Consider the following 22,045-nt stretch of genomic DNA (forward strand, 5'->3'; position numbering starts at 1 on the left):
ACAAGCGGATGGCCGCCCCGGGCACAGCGCAGCGATAGCAGGCTATCGCGAACATTTGCAACGCCGCCATGCGCGGCTCTTGTGTGGCAAGCACTCTCGATTTCACTGTGACAGTCCACTAACCGCGCAGAAAAACCAGGACACAAAAAAACCGTCCGGAAAACCGGGCGGCCTTGGTCCTGCAACGACTTTTCAGGTAGTGCTACAAACCGATCAGGCGTCGCGCCTCGCGCTCAGCCAGTTCAAGCGCCGCCTGCTCCGTTTTTACCGGCCGGCCGCAGCCTTTGCCTATCGTCTGCACGAAAACCTGGTTGCCACGCTGTGTCGATACCTCGACCACACCCTTGAACATTCCTCCCGGCGCTGGCGTTACTCGCGCTTCAATGGTTTTGCTTCCTTTGGTTTCTTTAAAAGCCATAGTGCTCTCCGTTGTGATCGTGGGGCGATCTTAGCATGGCGATCTCGCAATCCGAACGCTTTCACCGTTGCATCGCTGTGCCCCGAAAACCCGGGATGCCAGATCTCAAACAGCACCATGCTGAAACTGCCATTCGGCGTGATGTTGCAGGAACAGAGACCTGATGCGCGCCACGCAATTTGGAGAACTGAAACAAAAAGAGAGCTGCTTTTGCTCCTTCGCATTAACGCAATCGAGGCAGGCCTCGAAGTTGTTTTGCCAGTCCCGGAGGCATCTCCATGCCCCCAATTGCGCGACTAAGCACGTCACCGGCATCCCCTCGGTATCGCGTCGGCGTGCATCTGAAAGCACATATTTCAAAAATGGTGCATTATATATTCGATACATTAAGTTACATATAAACACATAGAGATATAATTAAATGCAGAAATGAAGATGCCGCCATCTGATCTGGTAAGGCAATCGATTACTCCCCCATCCTTGCGTTAGGGGGTTAGGTAAATCGACTTCATTTCATGAACGGCACCACAATATTTACCGAAAAAACCACAATATTTACCGAAAAATTTACCTGGCTCACCAGCAAGAAAATCATGAAAGAACTTCGAGACGATCAGTGGCAAAAATTAGCGCCTATGCTGCACGGAAAAGATGGAGATCCCGGCGCCAAAGGCCGCAATAACAGGTTATTCATCAACGCTGTATTGTGGATCTCAAGCGAAAAGCGGCAGTGGATCGACATACCGCTTCACTTTGGCAACTGGAATACCGTTTACATGCGATTCCGGCGCTGGAACGAAGATGGCAACTGGCACAAGCTGGCCGTCAAATTACAGGATGACCCCGAGCTGTCGGCACTATTCGGCGACATCGCGCGCTACGGTGAACAATGCTACCGGCAGCTGAAGAATAAAACTTCCCGCAGAAGCAGCCGGGAAATCTATCAAAATCATATAAAGCATGCTGTCGGTAAAAAATTGCGCGGCCAGGAGGAAGATGATTCAACCTTGCATTGGCTTCGATTAGTGAGCGGATAGCGCTTTGAGCGAAGCTTCAGCAAAGAAAGCGTGAGGCGATCCAAGCATATTTTTTCTGGCAGAAAATGACGACATCCAATTGATAACATCGGCCTTTTGCGGCAGAAATGAAAAATCGGGCACTGTGTCTTTCGTCTTTCGGTTGCTACAGATCAGCTTCTTGCCGGAAATCGCAACGTTGCTTCCAGGCCGCCATCGGGATGATTGCGCAGTTGCAGCCGACCGCGATGATTCTCGGCGATATTGCGTGCGATGGTGAGCCCCAGCCCGGTGCCGCCGGTATTGCGCGAACGTGACGTCTCAAGCCGGAAAAACGGCACGAATATCGCTTCCATATGTTCTGCCGGAACACCCGGTCCGGCATCGCGAATCCTGATGACGATTTCACTCTCTTCACGCACGACCCGCAACCGCGCGTAATGGCCATACTTGATAGCATTGTCGACCAGGTTGGTCAGGCAGCGCCGCAAGGTATTCGGCTGCGCCATGATCGAGGCGCCGGTACGCCCTTCCAGCCGGGCATCCTGGCCGGCGTCGGTGGCATCGGCGCAAACGCTGTCGAGCAAAGAATCGATATCGAGCTTTTGCATCGGTTCAGTTGAATCCGCACTGCGCGCAAGATCCAGCCCTTCGCGCACCATGCTCTGCATGACTCCCAGGTCCTGCACTAGTTTGTCGCGCAGTTCCCCATCGCCGACTTTTTCCATGCGCAGGCGCAACCTGGTCAATGGCGTTTGCAAATCATGCGTAATCGCCGCCAGGATGTTGGTGCGATGCTGGATCTGTTGTTTGATGCGCGCTTGCATGGCATTGAAGGCGATGGCGGCCCGCCGCACTTCAGTTGGCCCGCCTTCATCCAGCGGCGGCCGCTCGATGTCACGGCCCAATTCGCCGGCGGCATTGGCCAGATGGCGGATCGGCCGCGCAGTCATGCGGGCCACGAGATATGCCAGGCAAGCAATCAGCAGCAGAAAAAAACTGACGGGAGTCGAAGGATGCGGTGTCCATTTCAGACCCGGCCGCAGTACCCAGAATTTCGCTTTAAGAATATCGCCGGTTTTCAGGCCAATATAAGCCGCCTGGCATTCGCGCTGGCTAGTGAGGAAATGCGAGCCATGCCGCTTTCTTTCTTTACATCCGGTCTGCCCGGCGACCAGCACGCTACGGTCAGCATCCAGCTCCTCTTTGATCGCTGCGGTCAGCGACGGATTAGTGCTGACGGCATGTTCAGCGTCTTTCACCAGGCTCAATTCAATATCGACATTGTCGCTGAGCGCCAATACGTGCTCGCGCTCATTTTCATCCAGTTCTTCGCTGGCGAAGACAAACATTTTTATGCGTTTGGCGATCTGCAGTTCTTCTGTTTCCGATTTGGATTTGTAGTTTTCGTAGACAGCTAATCCGCGCATGGCCACTATCGTGATCAGTATTCCCGCCAATAAAATTACGAATACACGGTTGGCTACTGAACCGAAAAAATTTCTCATTAACAACATTCCTTTTTAACTTCGGCCAAGTCGTCAGTAAGACATGGCCTGCCCACTCGCAAGCGCTCTGGACAGGCATCTGTGTTCTGATGATGCAGCGAACCACACGAAAATATGCAGAAACCGCGCAATCACCAGCCATCAAATTCCAAATTTGTAACTTAATGTAGCAAAAATAAGCTAGTACTGTACCACGCTGGGATTTACCGCTAAAGGGAAGCGCGCTGCCGCTCGCAAGGACTGGCAAGCGGCGGCGATAGGACCTGGAAGAAGGAGTGGCATCTGTAGACGCTCGTCCCGACCAATGTGCAGATCAGACATGGAGGGCAACGAGAATGCTGCAATTGAGCCTTTCGACCAGCAAGGCGTCCGTGTCGCCCCGCCACCAGCGCATGGCCAATGTCTTGCGGCGAGAATGCCCGACGATAACAAGCCCGATCTTCAACTGGTCGGCCAGCGTGCTGATAACGTCGACAGGCTCGCCTATTTCCAGATGGGTGACCGGATTCAGACCAGCGGCGACCATCAGTGCCTGCCCCTCCTCCAACTCCTGCCGCATCCATTGCGTCCTGGTAGTGCAAGCGATTTCAGGGGCATACCCTCCAGCCATGCCATGAGGAGAAAAGTGAATCACCGCCAGCAGATGGATTTCCGTCGATGCAGGCGGACGGAGTTGAATACATTCTTGCAAAGCCGAGCGGCTCTCCGGCGAACCGTTATAGGCAACCAAAATTTTCCGGTACATGGATTCCTCCAGCCATCGGCGATTCATCGCATCCAGACAGGCGTCTGGATATAGATATTGTGCGCCCGTTTCGGTCTTGCGTCTTTCTCTACATTCTCGGCCGCTCTACTTCTCAATCTGCCCGAATCTCCAACCACACCTTCAGACAGACGTTATTTCCCAGGCAATTTTATGCGGCAGAATACAACGACTATTTTGTCGAGAGCATTCCGTGCTGTCGCGGGTTTTCGACTCCTGCTCGTTACCCATCTCTGGCGCAAGGCCGCGACGGATATACAACACGATGTCCATCCGCCGTCGGCCCAACATGGGCCGCTTCTATTTGCCAGCGTTGAGGCGTACCATCATCCGTAGTAATCACATTTATATTCGATTTGCTCGACCCGATCACCATTGGCGGAGAATACCGAATGATAAACGGACGTACTGATTTCTCGGAACCAAACGGTAAAAACAGGCCGTGCGCCCGGATGCGCCGGCAAGCTAACCTTGTGCTTTCGCCTTATTGCCCGTTGCCTCGCCTCTTCTCAAATTGATATGCCCGTAAAGCGCTGAATTCCTATGCCAAGTGCAATCAACCTCATTGAAGCGCAGCGATAATCATGGCAACAGCCACGACCGCGCCACGCTTGGAACGCAAGCTTGATCCTGACGGCTCGAGCACGATTGAAGTCAGCGGCACCTGGCTGCTGCGTGCGATCCTGCCGGATGTCGCAACGCTACGACCGCAGCTAGCGCAATACGCTAAAGATGGCAGTGCGAAATGGGATCTGCGCAGCGTCCAGCAACTGGATGCCGCCGGCGCTCTTTTCCTGTGGCGGATGTGGGGCCGGCGGCGGCCGGAGATCATACTCAAGCCGGAATACGAGAACATGTTCGATACCCTTGCCACGAAGCCGGTTCCGGCGCCGCCGGTAGTGTCGCGGGATTGGCTGGAACCCTTGCTGGAACTTGGACAGAGCTTGTTGTCGCTCAGTAAAAACCTGTATGCGATCACCGTTTTGGCCGGCAATCTCCTGCTCGACTGCCTGTACCTGTTACGCCATCCGGCTGACATTCCATGGCGCGAAATATCTGCAAACATACATCGCACTGGCAGCCAGGCGCTGGCGATTACAGCCCTGGTGGGATTCCTGGTTGGCGTCGTGCTGAGTTATCTGTCATCCATCCAATTAAAAAACTATGGCGCAGACGTTTTCATCATCAATATTCTCGGGCTTGGCATCGTCCGGGAGCTGGGGCCAATACTGGCGGCGATCCTGGTCGCCGGCCGCTCAGGCTCTTCCATGACGGCGCAGCTTGGCGTCATGCGCGTCACCCGCGAACTGGACGCCTTGTCGGCAATGGGCATTTCACACACGCAAAGGCTGGTGTTGCCAAAGGTATTGGCGCTGGCGATCACGCTACCCCTGCTGATCATCTGGAGCGACGCGGCGGCCCTGGTCGGCGGTATGTTGTCGGCCTATCTGCAGTTGGGCATTGGTTATCAGCAATTCCTGCACGGCTTGCCCGCAGCTGTGCCGCTCGCCAACCTGTGGCTCGGCTTGTGCAAAGGATCCGTATTCGGCATGCTGGTGGCGTTGATTGCCTGCCACTACGGCTTGCAGATCAAGCCGAACACCGAAAGCCTGGGGGCCAGCACCACCGACTCGGTTGTCACGTCCATCACCATTGTCATCATTGTCGATGCGATCTTTGCGGTAATCTTTTCGAACGTGGGGTTTTGACATGGCCACAGACAACGTCATCGACATCGACTCCGTGTGGACCCAATACGGCGATATCGTGATTCACCGTGACCTTACGCTCGGCGTGCATTACGGCGAAGTGATGGCCATTATCGGCGGCTCCGGCAGCGGCAAGACCACCTTGCTGCGTCTTATGCTGGGACTGGAGGGGCCAAGCCGCGGGACAATCAAGGTGTTTGGCGTTCCCTTACAAGGTTGCGCTGCCGGCGACCTGCGCCAGACCCGCAATCGCTGGGGCGTCCTGTTCCAGGAAGGCGCGCTGTTTTCGGCGTTAAGCGTCTTCGACAACGTCGCCTTGCCGCTGCGGGAACTGAAGGCGTTGCCGGAAGATGTAATCCGCGAACTGGTGATGATGAAACTGGACCTGGTCGAGATAGACACCATAAGCGTCAACAAGATGCCGGCCGAGCTGTCCGGCGGCATGGTCAAACGCGTTGCTCTTGCACGTGCGTTGGCGCTCAATCCTGAATTGTTGTTCCTGGACGAACCTACGGCTGGACTGGACCCTGAACGCAGCCATGGCTTCGTGCAACTGATTGAATCGTTGCGCCGCGCATTGAATCTGACTGTCGTCATGGTCACACACGATGTGGATACCCTGCTGGCGCTCTCCGACCGGGTTGCAGTACTGGCGAACCAGCAGTTGCTGACGGTAGGCCCACTATGGGAAATAGTGCAGAACAAGGATCCCTTTGTACAGAATTTCTTCCTTGGGCACGGAAAGCGCTGCGAGCAGGAAAACATCAAGGATTTCCGCGACAAAATGGCGGTCCGCCTGCATGCCGCATAAGAAGGAGAACGCTGAATGGAAAACCGTGCCCATGCCCTGTCCGCCGGACTGTTCCTGGTGCTGCTTTGCGTCGGACTCATATTTGTGGCGATCAGGCTGAACGGCGACACCGCAGACCAGCAGGATTACCTGCTGGTCTCCAGGACGCCGGTATCCGGCCTGAATCGCAATGCGCCGGTGCGGTTGCGAGGCGTGGACGTAGGCAAAGTCAAAGACATCCAGTTTTCTGCCAGCGACCCGCATGTCATCTTGATCAAGATCGGCGTCGACAAGGGAACGCCCGTCAATCAAGGCACCTACGCGCAGTTGAGTTATCTCGGCATCACCGGGCTTTCCTTCGTGCAGCTGGACGACGACGGCGGCAAACCGGCAAAGCTCGTGCTCAATTCCGACGGCATTGGCCGCATCGAAATGCGGCCCTCTTTCTTCGACCAGGTGGGCAATTCCGGACAAGAATTGTTGCGCGATACAGGCCAGGCGGCAAAGCGCGTCAACAAACTGCTGGATGATGAAAACCTGGAACAGCTATCGCTCACGATTGCCAATCTCAAAACCGCTTCCGGCCGCATCGCCGATCTCGCCGCCGAACTGCAGCCGACGGTCAAGGCGCTACCGGCCATCAGCACGCACACCGACAAAGCCTTGGCGCGCATGGATCCTCTGCTCGCCAATCTGAACACTCTTACCCAAGAGGTACATGCGCGCGTAGGCACGCTGGATCGTATCGGGAAAACTGCTGACGACCTGGATCAGACCAGCCAGGATCTGAAAGATTCGCTGCCGCAACTGCACGTCATGGTCGGCGATTTTTCCCGTAGTTCACGTACGCTGGACCGTGTGTTGTCGGACATCCAGCAACAACCGCAAAGCCTGTTGTTCGGAAAATCGCCGGCAGCGCCGGGGCCGGGCGAGAATGGATTTTTGGCGCCAACCGCAGCCCGTTGATTTCATATCTTTGCCCGAACTCAAAACAGGGCTCTGGCATCTGCGTTCAATAATGAAGGCCATTTGGTGCCGGTCCGCCCCCTAAAGCGACCCTGTCGCTGACAATGCGTTTTCCGGCTCGGCCTGCTCCCGGTCAGCGCGCCAAGAGAGACGCCGAAGGCAACCGCAATCGACATACCACTGTTCACAATCGCAATAGCGGTACCGCCCCGCTCTGGCGCCACGACAACGCTGCGAGCGCACTCTGGATAGTGTGCATTAACGGACGATGCTCGCACCGGCCGTGCACAAGGAACGGAGAAGAGTTTCCGGTTAATTCTTCCTGCCCCTCCTGGGTAATTTATCCTGCTTGTCCCTGTATAAAAAAAGACATCCATCCTACTCAAATCAGGACTCATCGCCCATTTACGATTTTTGATGCCTGCCTAGAATGCAATCAATGGTTCGAACAATGTAGGCCACTTGAAACAAGCTGAGTCAAATCATGAAAACTCAATCTGGAGAAAAGTATGCGATTAGCCGAGAAACTGTCGCATGCCGCCAAGTATCTGCTGAGGAAAGAGGCTGGTGCGTCGCTAATAGAGGTTGCGCTCATCGGAGCGCTTATCGTCGTAGTGTGCTCGTTGGTTTTGCTGGCACTGGTGAAAAACGCGTAAGAAACCGCTCTGTTCGCTCCACTTTTGGAAAGTGCCGATTTTCAGAGCGGATTTCTTGGGACTGAACACAGGGATCGATCATGCAAGAATTCCACGCCCTACTTGAACTGCTCTCCATGCTGGTCACAACGCCACGCACAGCAGTCTTGTTCATCTTGCTGATTGTTGCTGCGGTAAGCGATTTTCGCACCTACAAGATCCCCAACTGGCTAACGGCAAGCGGCACGATCTTCGGCCTGGCTTACAGCACGGTTGCCCCCGTTTCGCCACAAGCCGGTTTTCTATGGGCCATCGAAGGTTTGCTGCTCGGCCTTTTCATGATGCTGCCGTTCTATGCACTCAGGGCGACGGGGGCCGGCGACGTAAAACTGATGGCAATGGTTGGCGCTTTCATCGGTGTTCCACACATTTTTTATGCAGTGATTTTCACATTTTTGGCAGGCGGAATAGCAGCGCTGGGATTTGCGCTGTTTCACCGGACCCTGGGACGCATGCTGAACAACGTCAGGAGCATTGTCCAGGTAATGACGTTATCGGCAATTGGCGGTACCCGGCCAGACGCCGGTATGGCAGCAAGCAACTCGGTGGGGAAATTGCCGTATGGCGTCAGTATCGGCATAGGCACCGTTGGCTATATGGTGGCGCGCCAACTGGGTTATCTGTAACTGGTAGAACGAACCCGATTAGGATCGAAAATGAAAAACGTCAAAGCACTCGGATTGCTCCTGCTGGCAGCAATGATCGGTCTGGGAGCCGCTGTATACGCGGCTGGATGGATATCGAAGCAAGGCGGCATCGCGTCCAATAAAGTCGTGGTGGCGTCGACGGATATCGAACTGGGCAGCAAGATCAATCCGCAGATGCTATCCACCATCGACTGGCCCAGCGGATCTGTTCCAACCGGCGCTTTCAAAGAAATCAAGGAACTGCAGGACCGTGTGGTCAAAGTCGGCGTGCAGCGCGGCGAAGCAATTCTCGAAGGCAAGCTGGCGCCTTTAGGGACACAAGGCGGGTTGTCCGCCGTGATCGCCGAGGGCAAGCGAGCAATGACCGTCAGGGTCAATGACGTGGTTGGCGTGGCCGGATTCGCGCTGCCCGGCAATTATGTCGACGTCGTGGTGAATGCGCAGCAAGACAAAGGCAAAGGCGAAGAAGGCAAGCAGATCAGCAAGACCGTCCTGGAGCATGTGCTGGTGCTGGCAGTGGCCCAGGAGGCTGGTCGCGACGACACCAAGCCCAAGGTAGTCAGCGCCGTGACCCTGGAGCTGACTTTGGAAGATTCGGAAAAGCTCGATCTGGCCCGCAGCGTCGGGACTTTGTCCCTGGTGTTGCGCAACCAGATCGACAAGAACACGGTAACAACCACAGGCATTACCAAGAACCAGTTATTTGGAGAAAATGTTGAAAAAGAAGCAATCCCGATCAAGGTTGCCGTCGCCAAACCAAGAATGCCGCACAGCAAACCGGCACTGAAACCAGCTTCGTCATGCGTCGAGGTAATCCAGAACGGCAGCCGCGAGCTCAACTGTTTTTAACCAAAATAACCTAGGGAGCAGTTCAAGTGAACAACAACTACAGAAATGTGATTTTCTGCGCTGCTCTGGCCATGTCTGGCGGGAGTTTCGCGGCAAGCCAACCGTTCGCCAATCAACCTGCGGGATCGTCGGGCCTGAAGCCCTGCGGATCCGTAACGGTTGATCCATTAACCTATGTCACCCTCGGCAAATCGAGCGTCATCAGGTTGAGCACCCCTGCAGCGCGCATGATGATCGGCGGGCAGTCGTCGAGCCGTGCAGGCAAGCCGGCCGTGTCGAGCGATAAAGGCGCACCGCCGGCGCCAGGAAACGCTCCTCCACCTCCTGCGCCGGCAGGCTCGGATGGCGTGGCAGACGTTGAAATCACGCTCCTCAGCCCTACCGAACTGTTCTTTCTGGGACGGAAAGCGGGATCGATGAATGTAGTCTTGCAGAGTTCGGATGGACGCTGTGTCATCAAGGACATCATTGTTACCGTCGATCCAGGTAGCTTGCAGGCAAAGCTGAACGAGCTCATGCCTGAGGAAACCGGGATCAAAGTCAGAGGGGCAGAAAACGCACTGGTATTGACCGGTCAAGTCAGCGATGCCGTCAAGCTCGATGAAGCGATGAACCTGGCAACTGCCTACGGCGATGGCAAGAAGGTGGTTAACATGCTGCGCATCATGACTCCGCAGCAGGTCATGCTGGAAGTCAAAATCGCTGAAGTGAGCAAGACACTGCTAGATCAACTGGGATCAAGCGTCAACCTGACGCGGTCCAGCGGCGGAGGAACGAATACTTTTTCCCTGCTGTCGAGTTTCCTGAGCAATGGCGGAGGTTTGCTGCAAGCCTTGAAAATCGGCAAAACCGCAGTCAATCTCGACGGGCAGAAGAATGACGGCCTGGTACGGGTACTGGCAGAGCCAAACATCATGGCCATCAGCGGGCAACAAGCCAGCTTCCTGTCGGGCGGCAAGATTTTCATTCCGGTATCACAAACCAACAACGTAGGCATCCCCACCATTACGCTGGAAGAAAAGGAGTTCGGGATCGGCGTCAAGTTCATGCCTACCGTGCTGGACGGGACCCGGATCAACCTGAAGATGGTCTCTGAAGTGTCGGACCTGTCGCAAGTCGGTTCGCCGTTCACCACAGTCGGCGGCGTGACAGCGGTGCTGCCATCACTGACAGTGCGCCGGGCAGACACCACCGTGCAACTCAATGACGGACAAAGCTTCGCCATTGCAGGGCTGATCAAGAACAACGTCACTGAAAGCATCAAACGCTATCCCGGCTTGGGCGAAGTGCCGGTCTTGGGCGCACTGTTCAGGAGTTCCGAGTTCCAGACCGACCAGACGGAATTGCTGTTTGTGATTACGCCGCATCTGGTCAAGCCGCTCGCGGAAGTCCCTGTGCTGCCAACGGATAACCATGTTTCGCCGGGCCGCGTCGGTGTCTATATCAATGGCAACCTGGAAGGTTCCGGACCTGCTCCTGCACCGAAAGCTGCACCGGCGTCAGACCCTGTGCCCCCCGCTGCTGCTGCAGAAGCAATCCCCGATATCAAATAAAAGGAACGCTCATGAACAAGCTCGCAATCACATTGTTGCTCGTCCTGACGGCCGGCTGCTCAACGACGACTCCCAACTACGACACCAAGTTCGGCGACGCCGTGCGCGAAGCCAAACTCAAGATGATCATCCATCCCGATGCTGGCAAGAATCCTGATCAGGTAGCGGGAATGGACGGCAAGGCGGCCAGGGAGAGCATCCTGCAGTATCAGGATACGTATAAGACGCCGCCACCCGTGGTCAACGTGATCAATATCGGCGGCAGCCTTGGCGGAACCAAATAACGCCAGAAACGAGACACAACGAGACACCACCAATCTTGGTGATCAAGGCCGCGGGATAAGCAGCCGGAAATAAAAGGTAGTCATTTGTTGTTGCTTTGCAGGAGAGGTAATTGGTATCCAGGCAGTATCGGAGCGGTAAATTTTGATTCACCACTAACTTCAAAAGGTAAAAGAAATGGACAAGCTTCTCAACGCAGTAAATCACTCCCTCCGCTCCTTTGCGCAAGATGAGGACGGCGCCCAGGTTGTCGAATATGCCCTGATCATCGCTGTCGTATCAATCGCGCTGGTCGTGGCATTGAAGGCGCTAACAGCCAATGGCGGCGGGTTCGCGACTTTTATCACGCGCGTCACCAACTGCCTGACCACTGCCACATGCACCTGACGGAAAGCGGCAAGTTGACCGAAGTTGTGGTCGCGCGGCTGCCAGCGGTCGCGCACCACCTGCCTGAATGCTAAAGCAGGCCGTCACGTCAACTTGCCGGAACCGGATCGGATCGTATTCGCAGCAGACGGATTTTTATTTCAGAAAGGAAATGTCATGTTCGCTCAATTTCTCGCGGAGGAAGACGGCGCCCAGGTCGTTGAATATGCCCTGATCATTGCGGTGGTATCTATCGCATTGGTCATAGCGCTCAACGCACTCACCACCGGCACCAGCTTTTCCAGCTTTATCACGCGCGTATCGACTTGCCTGACCGGCGGGACCTGCGCTTGACCCGTTTTTACAGAATGGCGGTTTGAATACTTTCTTTATACCGCCATACCTTATAAGGGCATAACCGTGGACAGCGCTTTTTGCCATTGCAAGTGTCATCGCCAGGACGGGGCAGTAATAGTCACCGTATCGCTCGTCCTGCTATTCCTGATGGGATTCATGGGAATCGCTTTGGACCTTGGCCACTTGTTCGTCGTCAAGACCGAATTGCAAACGGCGATGGATAGCTGTGCCCTGGCGGCAGCGCAAGAACTCGATGGCGAAAGCACTGCGTTAACCCGCGCGGTCAGCGCTGGCATGACTGCAGGCAATCTGAACAATGTCAACTTCCAGTCAGCCACCTGGAGCGGTCAAGGCAAGGTAGTCAGCGCAGATATCACTTTCAAGGATTCGGGCTATCTCTCAACCAGCACTGCGGCGAACGCCAAGTATGCACAGTGCCAGCATACGCAGTCAAGCGTCAACATGTGGTTGCTGAAAGCCATGGGCGCCTTTTCCGGCAACGGCGCGGCATATCCGAATACGCAAAATGTCCTGGCGCTGGCGGTGGCGACCCGCGCGAGCTCCCAAACCACTTGCCCGATTCCTGTCGGGCTCAAACCTAAGACCGGCGGCACTGCGCCGAATTATGGATTTCAGGTTGGCGAGTGGGTCGACATGATCGGCAAGGGGACACAGGTCAATGGCGAACTGGGCTGGTACAACCTGGACGGCTCCACGAGCGCTAGTGAAACCAGAGCGGAACTTGGCGAACCGGGATATTGCGGCACCAAACTGGGCGACACATTAGGAACGCCTGGAACACAAACCACGGTGGATACTCCGTGGAACCAGCGCTTTGGCATTTATAAGAATTCTGATCCCGGTCCCAGCGTTAATCATCCTGACTTCTCGGGTTACGCATATACATCTACCAATTGGACTAACGCAGTCCCGCAAAATGCGTGGTCGGGAATGCCTGCAGCAGGTTCAGCACCGAGTGCAGCCAACTTTACGACGAAGCGCGCGGCGTTTGCTTCCTATGACGATACAGGAAGCAGCCTGAGCGGCGGAGATAGCATTACGGGTTTGAAATTGAACAGTTTCAAGACGTTGGCCACGCCAGGCACCGGGGGACAGCACAATTTGTACGGCTTTAGCAGAAGGCTAGTGACCTCTCCAGTCGTCGATGCGTCTAGTAAGGTAATTGATTATGCATGCATGTTCATGCTGCAACCGTTAAGCGGGCCTACCGTAGACGTGCAACTAGAGTTCCTGGGCAATGCCGGCGACAAGGCCAGTCCATGTACAACCAATGGATTGGCCGGCGGTTCTGCCGGTCCGCTTGTTCCAGTTTTAGTGCGATAGGGACTGCCATGGATACCAGACAGAAAGGCGTCAGTCAAAAAGGCACGGCGATGGTGGAATTTGCCTTGATCCTGCCATTGCTCTTGCTACTGACTTTCGTTACGACCGAATTTGGCCGGGCAATCTACCAATACAACACGATCACCAAATCGGTACGCGATGCAGTGCGCTATCTCTCTTTGCAGACGCCGGGAACTCACATCACCGAAGCACAAAATCTGGTGGTGTACGGAAATATTGCCGGAACAGGAACGCCTCTGGCGCTTGGCCTCAGCACGTCAAACGTGTTGACGCCGACCTGGCAGACAGCCGGCGCCAATCCTTTGATTAATACGGTGACTGTGACGGTCAGCGGCTATAAGTTCATTCCGTTATATAGCAGTGTATTCGGCCTTGCGTTCACTGATGCGAGCGGCAAGATTACTTACAGCAATATCAGCGCGACCATGCGGAGCTCGATATGAAAAAGCAATCCGGAGCCACCGTCGTCGAGTTCGCGCTGGTGCTAGTCATTTTCCTGACATTCCTGCTAGGAATCACCGACTTCAGCCGCATGCTATTTACCTGGGCGGCGGCAAACGAGGCCACGCGCGCCGGCGCACGCTACGCAGTGGTATGCGACGACACCACCAAGCAGGCGCAAGTTCTGACAAAGATGCAAACCATGTTGCCGCAGATTTCAGCCATCAGTTTGGCATGGGCGCCGGCTGGCTGTAGCGCAGCCACCTGCGCTGGCGTGACAGTGACGATTACCAGCCTGAACTACCAATGGATCTCGCCGATCGCCGGTAGCGTGAAGCTTGCGGGCATTCCGATGCCTGTCTTCTCGACTTATCTGCCTCGGGAAATGATGAGGCAGGACCCGAACAGCGCCGCAATTTGCTCTTAAAACTGAGGGAAAATAAAATGAAAATCGCGGTCATTTCACCCAATGCAAGCAGCCTGAAAGAGATGGGCAAGATCTTGAGCGCGTTCACGCATTCAGCCACGTTCATCGAAGGCGGAAAAAGCAAAATGCGCATCGTCGCCGAACAGGAGCAACCGGATCTGATGCTAGTGGAAGGCATGTGCTGCGATCCCTCCGAACTGGCGCAAGTCGAATATATAACGACCCATCACCCGGGTATTGCAGTCATTCTGCTATGCGCCATCCATACGCCTGAATTCCTGATCAACTCGATGCGCGCCGGCGTGCGGGAAGTGTTGCCGTCGCCGGTAACCGCCAGTGCGCTGGAAGCAGCTGTAAGCCGCATTGCAGCCAAGTGTACCGGCAGCCGCGGAAAACCGCAGGGAAGAATCCTCGCTTTCATGCCATGCAAAGGCGGCAGTGGCGCCACTTTCCTGGCGACCAATCTCGGCTACCAGCTGGCGCAAAGCAAATCGGTCCTGCTGATCGACCTGAATCTGCAATTCGGCGAGGCGCTGTCATTCGTGCACGATGGCGAACCGGCATCGACCCTGGCCGACGTCGTCCATGACATCAGCCGGCTGGACGCCACGTTCCTGGCTGCCAGTACGGTCAAGGTGGCGCCCAACTACAGCATCCTGGCCGCACCGGAAGACCCGGCCCAAGCCATGGAAGTGAAACCGGAACATATTGATCCCATCCTCAATCTGGCTGCAATGCAGTATGACTTCATATTGCTCGACGTAGGACGGAATCTGGATACGCTAACGATCAAGGCATTGGATCGCGCCGACCGCATCTTCCCGGTATTGCAGGCGGGGCTGCCTTACCTGCGAAATGCCGGCAAGCTGCTGGCGATTTTCAAATCGCTGGGCTATCCCTCCAGCAAGGTCGAGTTGATTATCAATCGTTTTGAAAAGAGCGGAGAAATAGGAATCGAGAACATGCGGCGCTCGCTAGGAGCGATCACCCTGCACACGGTTCCCAACTCATATAAAGAGGTCAATGCATCGATCAACCACGGCGATCCGATGATAGCGATGGCCCGTTCCAATGCAGTAACCAAGAACCTGGCGGCGTTCGCGTTGACGCTAAGCCCCAGGGAAGAAGAAAGCCGCGGCTTGTTAGGACGTCTGTTCAGACGGGCATAAATAGACCAAGAGCAGCAAAGCGTCATGAGTTACCAATGCGATCCAGGCACGATCCAGCAGGTTTAACCGGAGCACATAACATGTCTTTTCGAGAACGATTGAACGCTGTCAGAACTGAGCCCGCCATCCTACCGCAGGGCCATGTCGCAAGCGATGCATATAAGATATTGAAAGGTCGGATGCATCTCCAGCTGCTGGACAAGTTTGACCTGAAAGCGCTGGAGACCCTGGCCCCGGAAACGCTACGCCAGGAAATCGCCACGATGGTTGAGCGCCTGCTGCACGAAGACCAGGCGGTGATCAATGACGTGGAACGGCGCACGCTGATTCGCGATATCCAGCATGAAATGCTGGGATTCGGCCCGCTTGAACTGTTGATGGCCGATCCGGCCGTATCCGACATCCTGGTCAACTCTTACGAGCAAATCTACGTGGAGCGCAGGGGCAAGCTGGAATTGACCAACGTCACCTTTACCGACGAGAAGCATCTGCTGCGCATTATCGACAAAATCGTGTCGCTGGTAGGACGTCGAATCGATGAATCCAGCCCCATGGTGGACGCCCGGTTGCCTGACGGCTCTCGTGTGAACGCAGTAATCCCGCCGATAGCGCTGGACGGCCCCATGATGTCGATTCGCCGGTTTGCGCATATTCCTCTCAAAATGGACAATCTGGTCAACGAGCTTAAGAGCCTGACCCCGGAAATGGCGTTCATGCTGGAAGGCCTGAGTAAAGCCAAAGTCAACATGATCATCTCGGGCGGCACCGGCGCCGGCAAGACCACCTTGCTGAACATCCTGTCCGGCTATATTCCGGTATCGGAGCGGGTTGTCACCATCGAAGATGCAGCCGAGCTGCAGATGCAGCAACCGCACGTGGTGCGCATGGAAACGCGGCCGATGAATATCGAGGGTAAAGGCGAGATTGCGCAGCGCGCATTGGTGCGTAACGCGCTGCGGATGCGTCCCGACCGGATCGTGATTGGCGAAGTGCGCGGCGCCGAAGCGGCAGATATGCTGCAAGCGATGAACACCGGCCATGAAGGATCGCTCACCACGATCCATGCCAATACCCCGCGCGACGCCTTGTCCAGATTGGAAAACATGGTTGGCATGGCCAATCTCAACTTGCCGCATAAAGCTTCGCGGCAGCAAATCGCTTCAGCCATTACGGTGGTGGTGCAAGCCATCAGGCTGATTGACGGTAAGCGGAAAATCACCAGTATCCAAGAGATAACCGGCATGGAGGGCGACATTATTACCATGCAAGAAATTTTCGCCTTCAAGCAAACCGGGATCGGTGTCGATGGCGAGGTTCAAGGCTATTTTCATGCGACAGGGGTGAGGCCGAAGTTCACGGAGCGCTTGCGTTCGTTCGGCGTGATTTTGCCGGACACTATGTTCGACCCCAGCAAACGCTACCAATGAAAGGAGCGTCATCATGCTACAACAAACCGGCGGTAACGCCTTCCTGATCATATCGGTGCTCGTCTTTGTCGCCGTGGTGCTGCTCCTGGAAGGGTTCTACATGATGTGGAAATCCTATCGGGGACCGCAAGCCAGGAAAATTTCGAAACGGTTGCAGGCGCTCTCCGCTTCCCATGACAAGAGCAGTCGATCACAGCTGTTGAAGCAGCGGATGCTGAGCGATATACCGGTATTCGAGCGATTATTGCTGAGCCTTCCGCGTGCGCGCAGGCTGGACCGCTTCATCCTCCAGGCAGGTTTGGACTGGACGGTATCGAAACTCTTGTTATCGTGCGCGGCAACAGGAGTGATCGTATGCATTCTGATGACTTCGTTCGCCCGTCAATCCATCCTGCTGGGAGCCGTGATCGGCATTTCAGCAGCGACATTGCCTTTACTGTATGTGCTCCGCAAACGCGGTCGTCGCCTGGCCAGGATCGAACAGCAATTGCCCGATGCGCTGGACCTCGTGACCAGGGCCCTGCGTTCCGGGCACGCATTTTCTTCGGGTTTGCAAATGATCGGAGAGGAAATGGCGGAGCCGATCGCCGGAGAATTCCGCATCGTCCACGATGAAGTCAATTTCGGCGTATCGCTGCAACAGGCGCTGACTAACCTGAGCGAACGCGTACCGGTTACAGACTTGCGTTATTTCGTGGTCGCGGTGCTGATTCAGCGTGATTCAGGCGGCAACCTGACTGAAGTGCTCGGCAATTTGAGCCGCTTGATCCGCGACCGCCTGAAACTGCTTGCCAAAGTGAAAGTGCTGTCCTCGGAGGGGCGGCTATCCGCCTGGATCCTTGGGCTCATGCCATTCGCACTGGCAGCAGTCATGAGCCTCGTGAATCCGGATTTCATGGCGCCGTTGTGGCACGATCCGATTGGTATCGGCATCATAAAATACATGCTGATCTTGATGGCTTTAGGCATTTTCGTCTTGATAAAAATAATCAGAATCCGGGTATAGGAGAAGAAAAATGCTCATACTTACCGTACTCATTTTCCTCTCTGTAACGTTGGGACTGGCTGGACTCTTTCTCTGGCTGACGCCGACAAAAGCAGAGCAACGATTGCAAGCCCTGTCCAATCCGGCTGAAAGACCCCAGTGGACGGAAACCATGGTCAATCTGGTTGGCCCCTTTGCCCATCTGTCTTCGCCAACCGGCAATTGGGAAACGTCGCCTTTAAAAATCAAGTTTCTCAATGCCGGTATCCGGCACAGCGACGCGCGCCTGATTTATTTTGGCATCAAAACATTGTTGCCCCTGGTTTTTGCCGCAATGGCATTTCTGGCAATCAGGGCAACTGGCCAAACTGATAACCTGACGCTGTTGATGTACTTGATCCTGGCCGCGGTGTTGGGGTGCTACCTGCCCAATATGTTTTTGTATTGGAAGATCAAAAACCGCAGGAGAGAAATATTCGAAAGCTTTCCTGATGCAGCTGACTTGATGCTGGTTTGCATGGAAGCAGGCTTGGGATTGGATGCGGGGCTGACAAAGGTCGCTGAAGAAATCAAAATAAAAAGTGTCGCCCTGGCGGAAGAACTGCATCTGACGAATCTGGAAATGAGGGCCGGCGGCACCAGGGAAAAATCTTTGCGCAATCTCGCGCTGCGCACCGGCGTTGAAGAAATCAGCGCATTTGCCGCCATGTTGACCCAGGCCGACAGGTTTGGAACCAGTATTGGCGAGTCGCTTCGGGTATTTTCCGATGATCTGCGGCACAAGCGGCAAATGCGCGCTGAGGAAATGGCTGCGAAGGTGCCGACCAAAATGCTGTTTCCTTTGGTGGTCTTTGTTTTCCCGTCAATTATCATGGTCATCATGGGGCCGGCTGCAATTCAAATCGTCCGGACCATATTGCCCATGTTGAATGGTCTGCACTAAGAACGTTGACATAGCCCGAGACAACGCAAAAATGCCTGGCGGCGAAGAAACAGCTCGGCCGCCTACATCGCTGTCAGGACTGGGGATTTCCGAGCTGATGCTTGATCGCATAAACATATAGTTCAAGACGATTGCTCACATCCAGCTTGTGATATATGGATGTTAAATGGTTGCACAAGGTGTGTTCGGATATGAATAATCGTTGCGCTAGCGCCTTATTCGACGCTCCACTTCCCTCGACAATCGATTGGATGATTTTTTGTTCCTTGGCCGTCAAGGCAGCGTATTTCTCCGTTTCAGGAGATGGTTTAGGCGCTGCCACCGGGCTCATGAGTTCGCCAAAAACCCTGCCCAAGGTTTCACGGTCAAGCCACAGCTCGCCCCGATGGGTTTTTTCTATCGCCTTCAGTACTTGTTCTGCTGCGACATCTTTGCGCAACACGCCACGGGCGCCACGCAGAACCGCCATGTCCAGCGTCGCTTGCTTGCGCTCGGCGGTCAAAATAAGAACGCGTGATTTCTGGTTCAACACCAGAGCAGGGAGAATGTCGAGGGCGTTTTTCCCGTCAAGGTCGAGGTCCAGCAAAATAACGTCCGGAATCAGCTGGTCGACTTTCGCAAGCGCCTCTTCGCAGCTTCTCGCTGTCCCGACCACTTCCATCCTGGGCTTTTCACCATCGATTAATTTGCTCAATCCCCACAGCATCGTCTGGTGATCGTCGATAAGCATTACACGGATTGTTTCTGGCGCCGGCTTCATGGTTCCACCCTTTTAAACGGGTATTTCTATATGCACGGCCGTACTACCGCCAGGCCCTTGCCTCACCTGCGTATTTCCGCCCAACGCGGTAGCCCGTTCGGTAATCGAGCGTGGTATGAACTCAATTGGCTGCGCGCCCATTCCTTCGTTTTCAATTTGAATCTTGAGCAAGCCATTAGTACATTGCAGTTTAACGAATCCGCGTTGCGCGACAGTGTGCTTGCAGATATTGCTCAATCCTTCGCGCACGACTTGCAATACTTCCGCAGTCAGGCGGTCGCTGAAGTTCAGCTCGCCCTCCATGCTGACGGCGATATCGATCCCGTAGAACTCCCTGACTTGCTCAGCCTGCTGGCGTAGGACTACCAGGAATATTGGTTCACTCTGCCCGGCTTCGTTTTTAAACGTCCCGGCATAGCGACGTAAATCGCCGATAACCTGCGCCGCCATTGCCGTCAATTTATCGAGATCGTCGATCAGCGGGTTGTCGGCCGCCGCTTTGTTCCGTACCGCACTCAGCCCCATTTTCAAGCCAATATATGGCTGGATCGCAGTATCATGAATATCCAGCGCAATCTTTTTTCGTTCCTGCGAGACAGCTTCCGAAGCCATGTGGTCAAGCAATTCGATGTTTTCGATAACAGGAAACGCTTGTTCAGTGATATGGCTCAAAAACAATGCGTCCGCTTTGCTGAATCTATTTGCCTGCGACACTACATAAATGCGGCCGTCCCCTTTCCGCAATGACAAAGGAACGCTGATAAATGAATCCGCCTCCAGAAGCTCGGCCAGGTTCTGACACGTTTGTTCTTCTTGCCTGATCCATTTTCCTTTGGCGCTATCGTACGCCAGAGATCCGCCGAGTAAAGACATGGCTGACCATAACGGACGAGTGTAAGCAACCGCATGATCAGGCGAAAGCGCCATCAGTCGTGACGCCGCTTCTGCCCTGACTTCCACGGCAGTGACCGATTGCTTTACATCGCCCTCCTTGATCGTCCGCAACGAGTAAGCAGCGGAATCCTTGTCTCGCACCACCAAGATACAGCTGCTGCCCTTAAAAAAAGTTAATGTCTTTTTCAAGATGGATGTAACGGTGTGATCAACCCCGAAGCGCGGATTTGATAGCCGGCTAACATCGCGTAGCAAGGCAAGCCGACGCTTTAACTCTACTTTCGACTCCCCCCAGCGCGCGCTCATATAGCCGAACGTAAGCAAAAAGGTGGTGCGCAACAATAACCGGGGAAGATCTTGTCCTGCCTCCGACACCATGCTGCATGCGGCAAGCAATATGGCAGAGACGATGGTAATTCGCGCCCCCTCTTCAAAACCCCAGCGAAATGAAGACGTAAGAATCGCGAAAAAAAAGAATAAGAAGAAAAAACTGTTGATACCGCCAGTAAAAAGTACGATCGCCGCATACCAGCAGACATCCAGCCAGTGAATCAGTTTTCCCTGCGCGAACGATTTGCTGAACTGCGAGAAAATGTAAAGAGCAATGCTGTGAAGAACGTACCCGGAAAAGACGAGCCAGGTGAAATGGTCAACACCGCTCAGGCCCGAGGGGTCGATAAAAATCGCCAGTAAAACCGAAATCGCCAATACCAGCCGCATCCTGGCAACCATTAACGCGTCAGCCGCGTCCGTGGCGAAGCTCAATGCAATCTCGTTTTTTATAGCCAGCCCGTCAGCAGGCTTGATGTTTCCGCGCCATGACATTTAACGAAGCCCTCCCTCGTTTCCCTGCGCGTTCCAATAACATTGGAGATACCAATGAGACGCACTTATATCCGGAAACCACCAAGCCAAATTTAACGCACCAGACAATACAAGCCACTATTGTTATTAATTGTCAAAAATTGTTGATGCGTCTTTATATAGTGCACATTGAATATAAAAATGTCAATGTTCTAATGAATACAGTTAGTGGATGTCATTAACCCAGAGCAAGCTGGGCATGTTCGTTTGCCAGCTAAATTGCCACTGTCGGTTTTAATCCTCCGCCAATGCCTGGCGAATACTGCGTCCCCCTCGTACGAATCCACAAATCCTGGTTCAAGCAGATCTTCATGCATCTGTTTTAGGCTTCGCCGCTGCTTGCGTGACTTAACCGCTTCTGTTTTTGAATCAAGCTGAAAGCTGAAACGCAAATTTGTCGACCGCGCTGGGCGAATGTCGCTTCTAGTCGGCCGGTTCTATGATTTCCGAGCGCAGATAGCGCCGAACCGTGTTTCGAGAGATACGCAATCGTCTGGTGATCTCTCTCAACGAGACCTGGTCACGAATGTGCTAGCGTCGAATAGCGTCTAGCAATGCCACGTCGATCACTCCGATGCCCTACTCATCACGATTGTAAGAGGCTATTGCAAAATTAAGATGGCTAGACGCTCCGACGAAGACAGTACGAGTAGTACGGCAAGGAGGAGCAACAACGCCCGGTTAATTTTGCAACAGCCTCTAAGTAGGATTGCTTTCTAAACGTGGGGCATTTGGGATGCAAATTATCCAGCGAATGGACTGAACTTCTCTGGTTGGACCAAGGCTGGTCGAGGGATCAATAAGCAGAGTATTCCTAGGTTATCCCTAAAAGAAAAAGCCGCCCATAAATG

Annotated in this window: 24 protein-coding genes; 18 read left to right on the top strand and 6 right to left on the bottom strand. The window is 54.4% G+C overall.

The annotated features are described in order from the left end of the window. Positions 1 to 202: 202 nt before the first annotated feature. Positions 203 to 418 (bottom strand): hypothetical protein, encoded by a 216-nt coding sequence (locus LT85_RS18770; protein WP_038491914.1) that lies wholly within the window; start codon positions 416 to 418, stop codon positions 203 to 205. Between the two features lie 515 nt (positions 419 to 933). On the opposite strand from LT85_RS18770, the gene LT85_RS25570 reads away from it, so the two are divergent. Continuing rightward, positions 934 to 1,455 (top strand): transposase, encoded by a 522-nt coding sequence (locus tag LT85_RS25570; protein WP_052135308.1) that lies wholly within the window; start codon positions 934 to 936, stop codon positions 1,453 to 1,455. 152 nt (positions 1,456 to 1,607) lie between these two features. On the opposite strand, the gene LT85_RS18780 is transcribed toward LT85_RS25570, so the two are convergent. Together LT85_RS18780 and LT85_RS18785 are read right to left on the bottom strand one after the other, a co-directional pair. Next, a complete protein-coding gene (locus LT85_RS18780) occupies positions 1,608 to 2,864 on the bottom strand; it encodes an ATP-binding protein (RefSeq protein ID WP_367379780.1) in 1,257 nt (418 codons plus the stop codon). 391 nt (positions 2,865 to 3,255) lie between these two features. Next, positions 3,256 to 3,687, bottom strand: coding sequence for a universal stress protein (locus LT85_RS18785; RefSeq protein ID WP_038491919.1), 432 nt, complete (start codon positions 3,685 to 3,687; stop codon positions 3,256 to 3,258). A gap of 602 nt (positions 3,688 to 4,289) precedes the next feature. Here LT85_RS18785 and LT85_RS18790 point away from each other — a divergent pair. The 6 genes from LT85_RS18790 (at position 4,290) to cpaB (ending at position 9,361) form a co-directional block, all read left to right on the top strand. Next, positions 4,290 to 5,414, top strand: coding sequence for an MlaE family ABC transporter permease (locus LT85_RS18790; protein WP_052135309.1), 1,125 nt, complete (start codon positions 4,290 to 4,292; stop codon positions 5,412 to 5,414). A 1-nt stretch (position 5,415) separates the two neighbouring features. Continuing rightward, positions 5,416 to 6,225: an ABC transporter ATP-binding protein gene (locus LT85_RS18795; RefSeq protein WP_081992532.1), complete on the top strand. Its 810-nt coding sequence runs from the start codon at positions 5,416 to 5,418 to the stop codon at positions 6,223 to 6,225. A gap of 15 nt (positions 6,226 to 6,240) precedes the next feature. Then, positions 6,241 to 7,170 (top strand): MlaD family protein, encoded by a 930-nt coding sequence (locus LT85_RS18800; protein ID WP_038491922.1) that lies wholly within the window; start codon positions 6,241 to 6,243, stop codon positions 7,168 to 7,170. A 509-nt stretch (positions 7,171 to 7,679) separates the two neighbouring features. Then, complete coding sequence (locus LT85_RS26910; protein ID WP_172657006.1) at positions 7,680 to 7,826, top strand: hypothetical protein; 147 nt, start codon at positions 7,680 to 7,682, stop codon at positions 7,824 to 7,826. An 80-nt stretch (positions 7,827 to 7,906) separates the two neighbouring features. Beyond that, a complete protein-coding gene (locus LT85_RS18805; RefSeq protein WP_038491925.1) occupies positions 7,907 to 8,491 on the top strand; it encodes an A24 family peptidase in 585 nt (194 codons plus the stop codon). 30 nt (positions 8,492 to 8,521) lie between these two features. Further along, entirely contained in the window at positions 8,522 to 9,361 is an 840-nt protein-coding gene (gene cpaB, locus LT85_RS18810) for a Flp pilus assembly protein CpaB (protein ID WP_038491928.1), read from the top strand. A gap of 172 nt (positions 9,362 to 9,533) precedes the next feature. On the opposite strand, the gene LT85_RS27590 is transcribed toward cpaB, so the two are convergent. Then, complete coding sequence (locus tag LT85_RS27590) at positions 9,534 to 9,728, bottom strand: hypothetical protein (protein WP_367379781.1); 195 nt, start codon at positions 9,726 to 9,728, stop codon at positions 9,534 to 9,536. A 49-nt stretch (positions 9,729 to 9,777) separates the two neighbouring features. Between LT85_RS27590 and LT85_RS18815 the strand changes: the two genes are divergently transcribed. From LT85_RS18815 to LT85_RS18865, 11 genes are all read left to right on the top strand, one after another. After that, a complete protein-coding gene (locus tag LT85_RS18815) occupies positions 9,778 to 10,914 on the top strand; it encodes a type II and III secretion system protein family protein (protein ID WP_367379782.1) in 1,137 nt (378 codons plus the stop codon). 11 nt (positions 10,915 to 10,925) lie between these two features. Next, on the top strand, positions 10,926 to 11,198 hold the full coding sequence (locus tag LT85_RS18820) for a lipoprotein (protein ID WP_038491931.1): 273 nt from the start codon (positions 10,926 to 10,928) through the stop codon (positions 11,196 to 11,198). Positions 11,199 to 11,373: 175 nt separating this feature from the next. Next, complete coding sequence (locus tag LT85_RS18825; RefSeq protein WP_038491934.1) at positions 11,374 to 11,583, top strand: Flp family type IVb pilin; 210 nt, start codon at positions 11,374 to 11,376, stop codon at positions 11,581 to 11,583. A gap of 156 nt (positions 11,584 to 11,739) precedes the next feature. Continuing rightward, on the top strand, positions 11,740 to 11,916 hold the full coding sequence (locus LT85_RS18830) for a Flp family type IVb pilin (RefSeq protein ID WP_038496783.1): 177 nt from the start codon (positions 11,740 to 11,742) through the stop codon (positions 11,914 to 11,916). 159 nt (positions 11,917 to 12,075) lie between these two features. Beyond that, positions 12,076 to 13,263, top strand: coding sequence for a pilus assembly protein TadG-related protein (locus LT85_RS18835; protein WP_253273577.1), 1,188 nt, complete (start codon positions 12,076 to 12,078; stop codon positions 13,261 to 13,263). An 8-nt stretch (positions 13,264 to 13,271) separates the two neighbouring features. Next, positions 13,272 to 13,727: a TadE/TadG family type IV pilus assembly protein gene (locus LT85_RS18840; protein WP_038491940.1), complete on the top strand. Its 456-nt coding sequence runs from the start codon at positions 13,272 to 13,274 to the stop codon at positions 13,725 to 13,727. Next, positions 13,724 to 14,152, top strand: coding sequence for a TadE/TadG family type IV pilus assembly protein (locus tag LT85_RS18845; protein WP_038491943.1), 429 nt, complete (start codon positions 13,724 to 13,726; stop codon positions 14,150 to 14,152). Before LT85_RS18840 ends, LT85_RS18845 begins: the two co-directional genes overlap by 4 nt. Positions 14,153 to 14,169: 17 nt before the next feature. Beyond that, positions 14,170 to 15,321 carry an AAA family ATPase gene (locus LT85_RS18850; protein WP_038491946.1) on the top strand — a complete coding sequence of 384 codons (1,152 nt, stop codon included), beginning with the start codon at positions 14,170 to 14,172 and terminating at the stop codon, positions 15,319 to 15,321. An 80-nt stretch (positions 15,322 to 15,401) separates the two neighbouring features. Further along, on the top strand, positions 15,402 to 16,748 hold the full coding sequence (locus LT85_RS18855; protein ID WP_038491951.1) for a CpaF family protein: 1,347 nt from the start codon (positions 15,402 to 15,404) through the stop codon (positions 16,746 to 16,748). 13 nt (positions 16,749 to 16,761) lie between these two features. Next, positions 16,762 to 17,754, top strand: coding sequence for a type II secretion system F family protein (locus tag LT85_RS18860; protein ID WP_038491953.1), 993 nt, complete (start codon positions 16,762 to 16,764; stop codon positions 17,752 to 17,754). Positions 17,755 to 17,764: 10 nt separating this feature from the next. Beyond that, on the top strand, positions 17,765 to 18,676 hold the full coding sequence (locus LT85_RS18865) for a type II secretion system F family protein (protein WP_038491956.1): 912 nt from the start codon (positions 17,765 to 17,767) through the stop codon (positions 18,674 to 18,676). 73 nt (positions 18,677 to 18,749) lie between these two features. Here LT85_RS18865 and LT85_RS18870 read toward each other — a convergent pair whose 3' ends face one another. Further along, complete coding sequence (locus LT85_RS18870) at positions 18,750 to 19,436, bottom strand: response regulator (protein ID WP_038491959.1); 687 nt, start codon at positions 19,434 to 19,436, stop codon at positions 18,750 to 18,752. Between the two features lie 12 nt (positions 19,437 to 19,448). After that, positions 19,449 to 21,155 (bottom strand): sensor histidine kinase, encoded by a 1,707-nt coding sequence (locus tag LT85_RS18875; RefSeq protein WP_081992538.1) that lies wholly within the window; start codon positions 21,153 to 21,155, stop codon positions 19,449 to 19,451. Between the last annotated feature and the right edge of the window lie 890 nt (positions 21,156 to 22,045).

Origin of the sequence: Collimonas arenae (genome assembly GCF_000786695.1) — a bacterium.
GTDB lineage: Bacteria > Pseudomonadota > Gammaproteobacteria > Burkholderiales > Burkholderiaceae_D > Collimonas > Collimonas arenae_A.

Bases quoted from the DNA above. Each gene is read 5' to 3' on its own strand.
- LT85_RS18770 (WP_038491914.1), bottom strand. From the start codon at position 418: ATGGCTTTTAAAGAAACCAAAGGAAGCAAAACCATTGAAGCGCGAGTA.
- LT85_RS25570 (WP_052135308.1), top strand. From the start codon at position 934: ATGAACGGCACCACAATATTTACCGAAAAAACCACAATATTTACCGAA.
- LT85_RS18780 (WP_367379780.1), bottom strand. From the start codon at position 2,864: ATGCGCGGATTAGCTGTCTACGAAAACTACAAATCCAAATCGGAAACA.
- LT85_RS18785 (WP_038491919.1), bottom strand. From the start codon at position 3,687: ATGTACCGGAAAATTTTGGTTGCCTATAACGGTTCGCCGGAGAGCCGC.
- LT85_RS18790 (WP_052135309.1), top strand. From the start codon at position 4,290: ATGGCAACAGCCACGACCGCGCCACGCTTGGAACGCAAGCTTGATCCT.
- LT85_RS18795 (WP_081992532.1), top strand. From the start codon at position 5,416: ATGGCCACAGACAACGTCATCGACATCGACTCCGTGTGGACCCAATAC.
- LT85_RS18800 (WP_038491922.1), top strand. From the start codon at position 6,241: ATGGAAAACCGTGCCCATGCCCTGTCCGCCGGACTGTTCCTGGTGCTG.
- LT85_RS26910 (WP_172657006.1), top strand. From the start codon at position 7,680: ATGCGATTAGCCGAGAAACTGTCGCATGCCGCCAAGTATCTGCTGAGG.
- LT85_RS18805 (WP_038491925.1), top strand. From the start codon at position 7,907: ATGCAAGAATTCCACGCCCTACTTGAACTGCTCTCCATGCTGGTCACA.
- cpaB (WP_038491928.1), top strand. From the start codon at position 8,522: ATGAAAAACGTCAAAGCACTCGGATTGCTCCTGCTGGCAGCAATGATC.
- LT85_RS18815 (WP_367379782.1), top strand. From the start codon at position 9,778: ATGAATGTAGTCTTGCAGAGTTCGGATGGACGCTGTGTCATCAAGGAC.
- LT85_RS18820 (WP_038491931.1), top strand. From the start codon at position 10,926: ATGAACAAGCTCGCAATCACATTGTTGCTCGTCCTGACGGCCGGCTGC.
- LT85_RS18825 (WP_038491934.1), top strand. From the start codon at position 11,374: ATGGACAAGCTTCTCAACGCAGTAAATCACTCCCTCCGCTCCTTTGCG.
- LT85_RS18830 (WP_038496783.1), top strand. From the start codon at position 11,740: ATGTTCGCTCAATTTCTCGCGGAGGAAGACGGCGCCCAGGTCGTTGAA.
- LT85_RS18835 (WP_253273577.1), top strand. From the start codon at position 12,076: ATGGGAATCGCTTTGGACCTTGGCCACTTGTTCGTCGTCAAGACCGAA.
- LT85_RS18840 (WP_038491940.1), top strand. From the start codon at position 13,272: ATGGATACCAGACAGAAAGGCGTCAGTCAAAAAGGCACGGCGATGGTG.
- LT85_RS18845 (WP_038491943.1), top strand. From the start codon at position 13,724: ATGAAAAAGCAATCCGGAGCCACCGTCGTCGAGTTCGCGCTGGTGCTA.
- LT85_RS18850 (WP_038491946.1), top strand. From the start codon at position 14,170: ATGAAAATCGCGGTCATTTCACCCAATGCAAGCAGCCTGAAAGAGATG.
- LT85_RS18855 (WP_038491951.1), top strand. From the start codon at position 15,402: ATGTCTTTTCGAGAACGATTGAACGCTGTCAGAACTGAGCCCGCCATC.
- LT85_RS18860 (WP_038491953.1), top strand. From the start codon at position 16,762: ATGCTACAACAAACCGGCGGTAACGCCTTCCTGATCATATCGGTGCTC.
- LT85_RS18865 (WP_038491956.1), top strand. From the start codon at position 17,765: ATGCTCATACTTACCGTACTCATTTTCCTCTCTGTAACGTTGGGACTG.
- LT85_RS18870 (WP_038491959.1), bottom strand. From the start codon at position 19,436: ATGAAGCCGGCGCCAGAAACAATCCGTGTAATGCTTATCGACGATCAC.
- LT85_RS18875 (WP_081992538.1), bottom strand. From the start codon at position 21,155: ATGTCATGGCGCGGAAACATCAAGCCTGCTGACGGGCTGGCTATAAAA.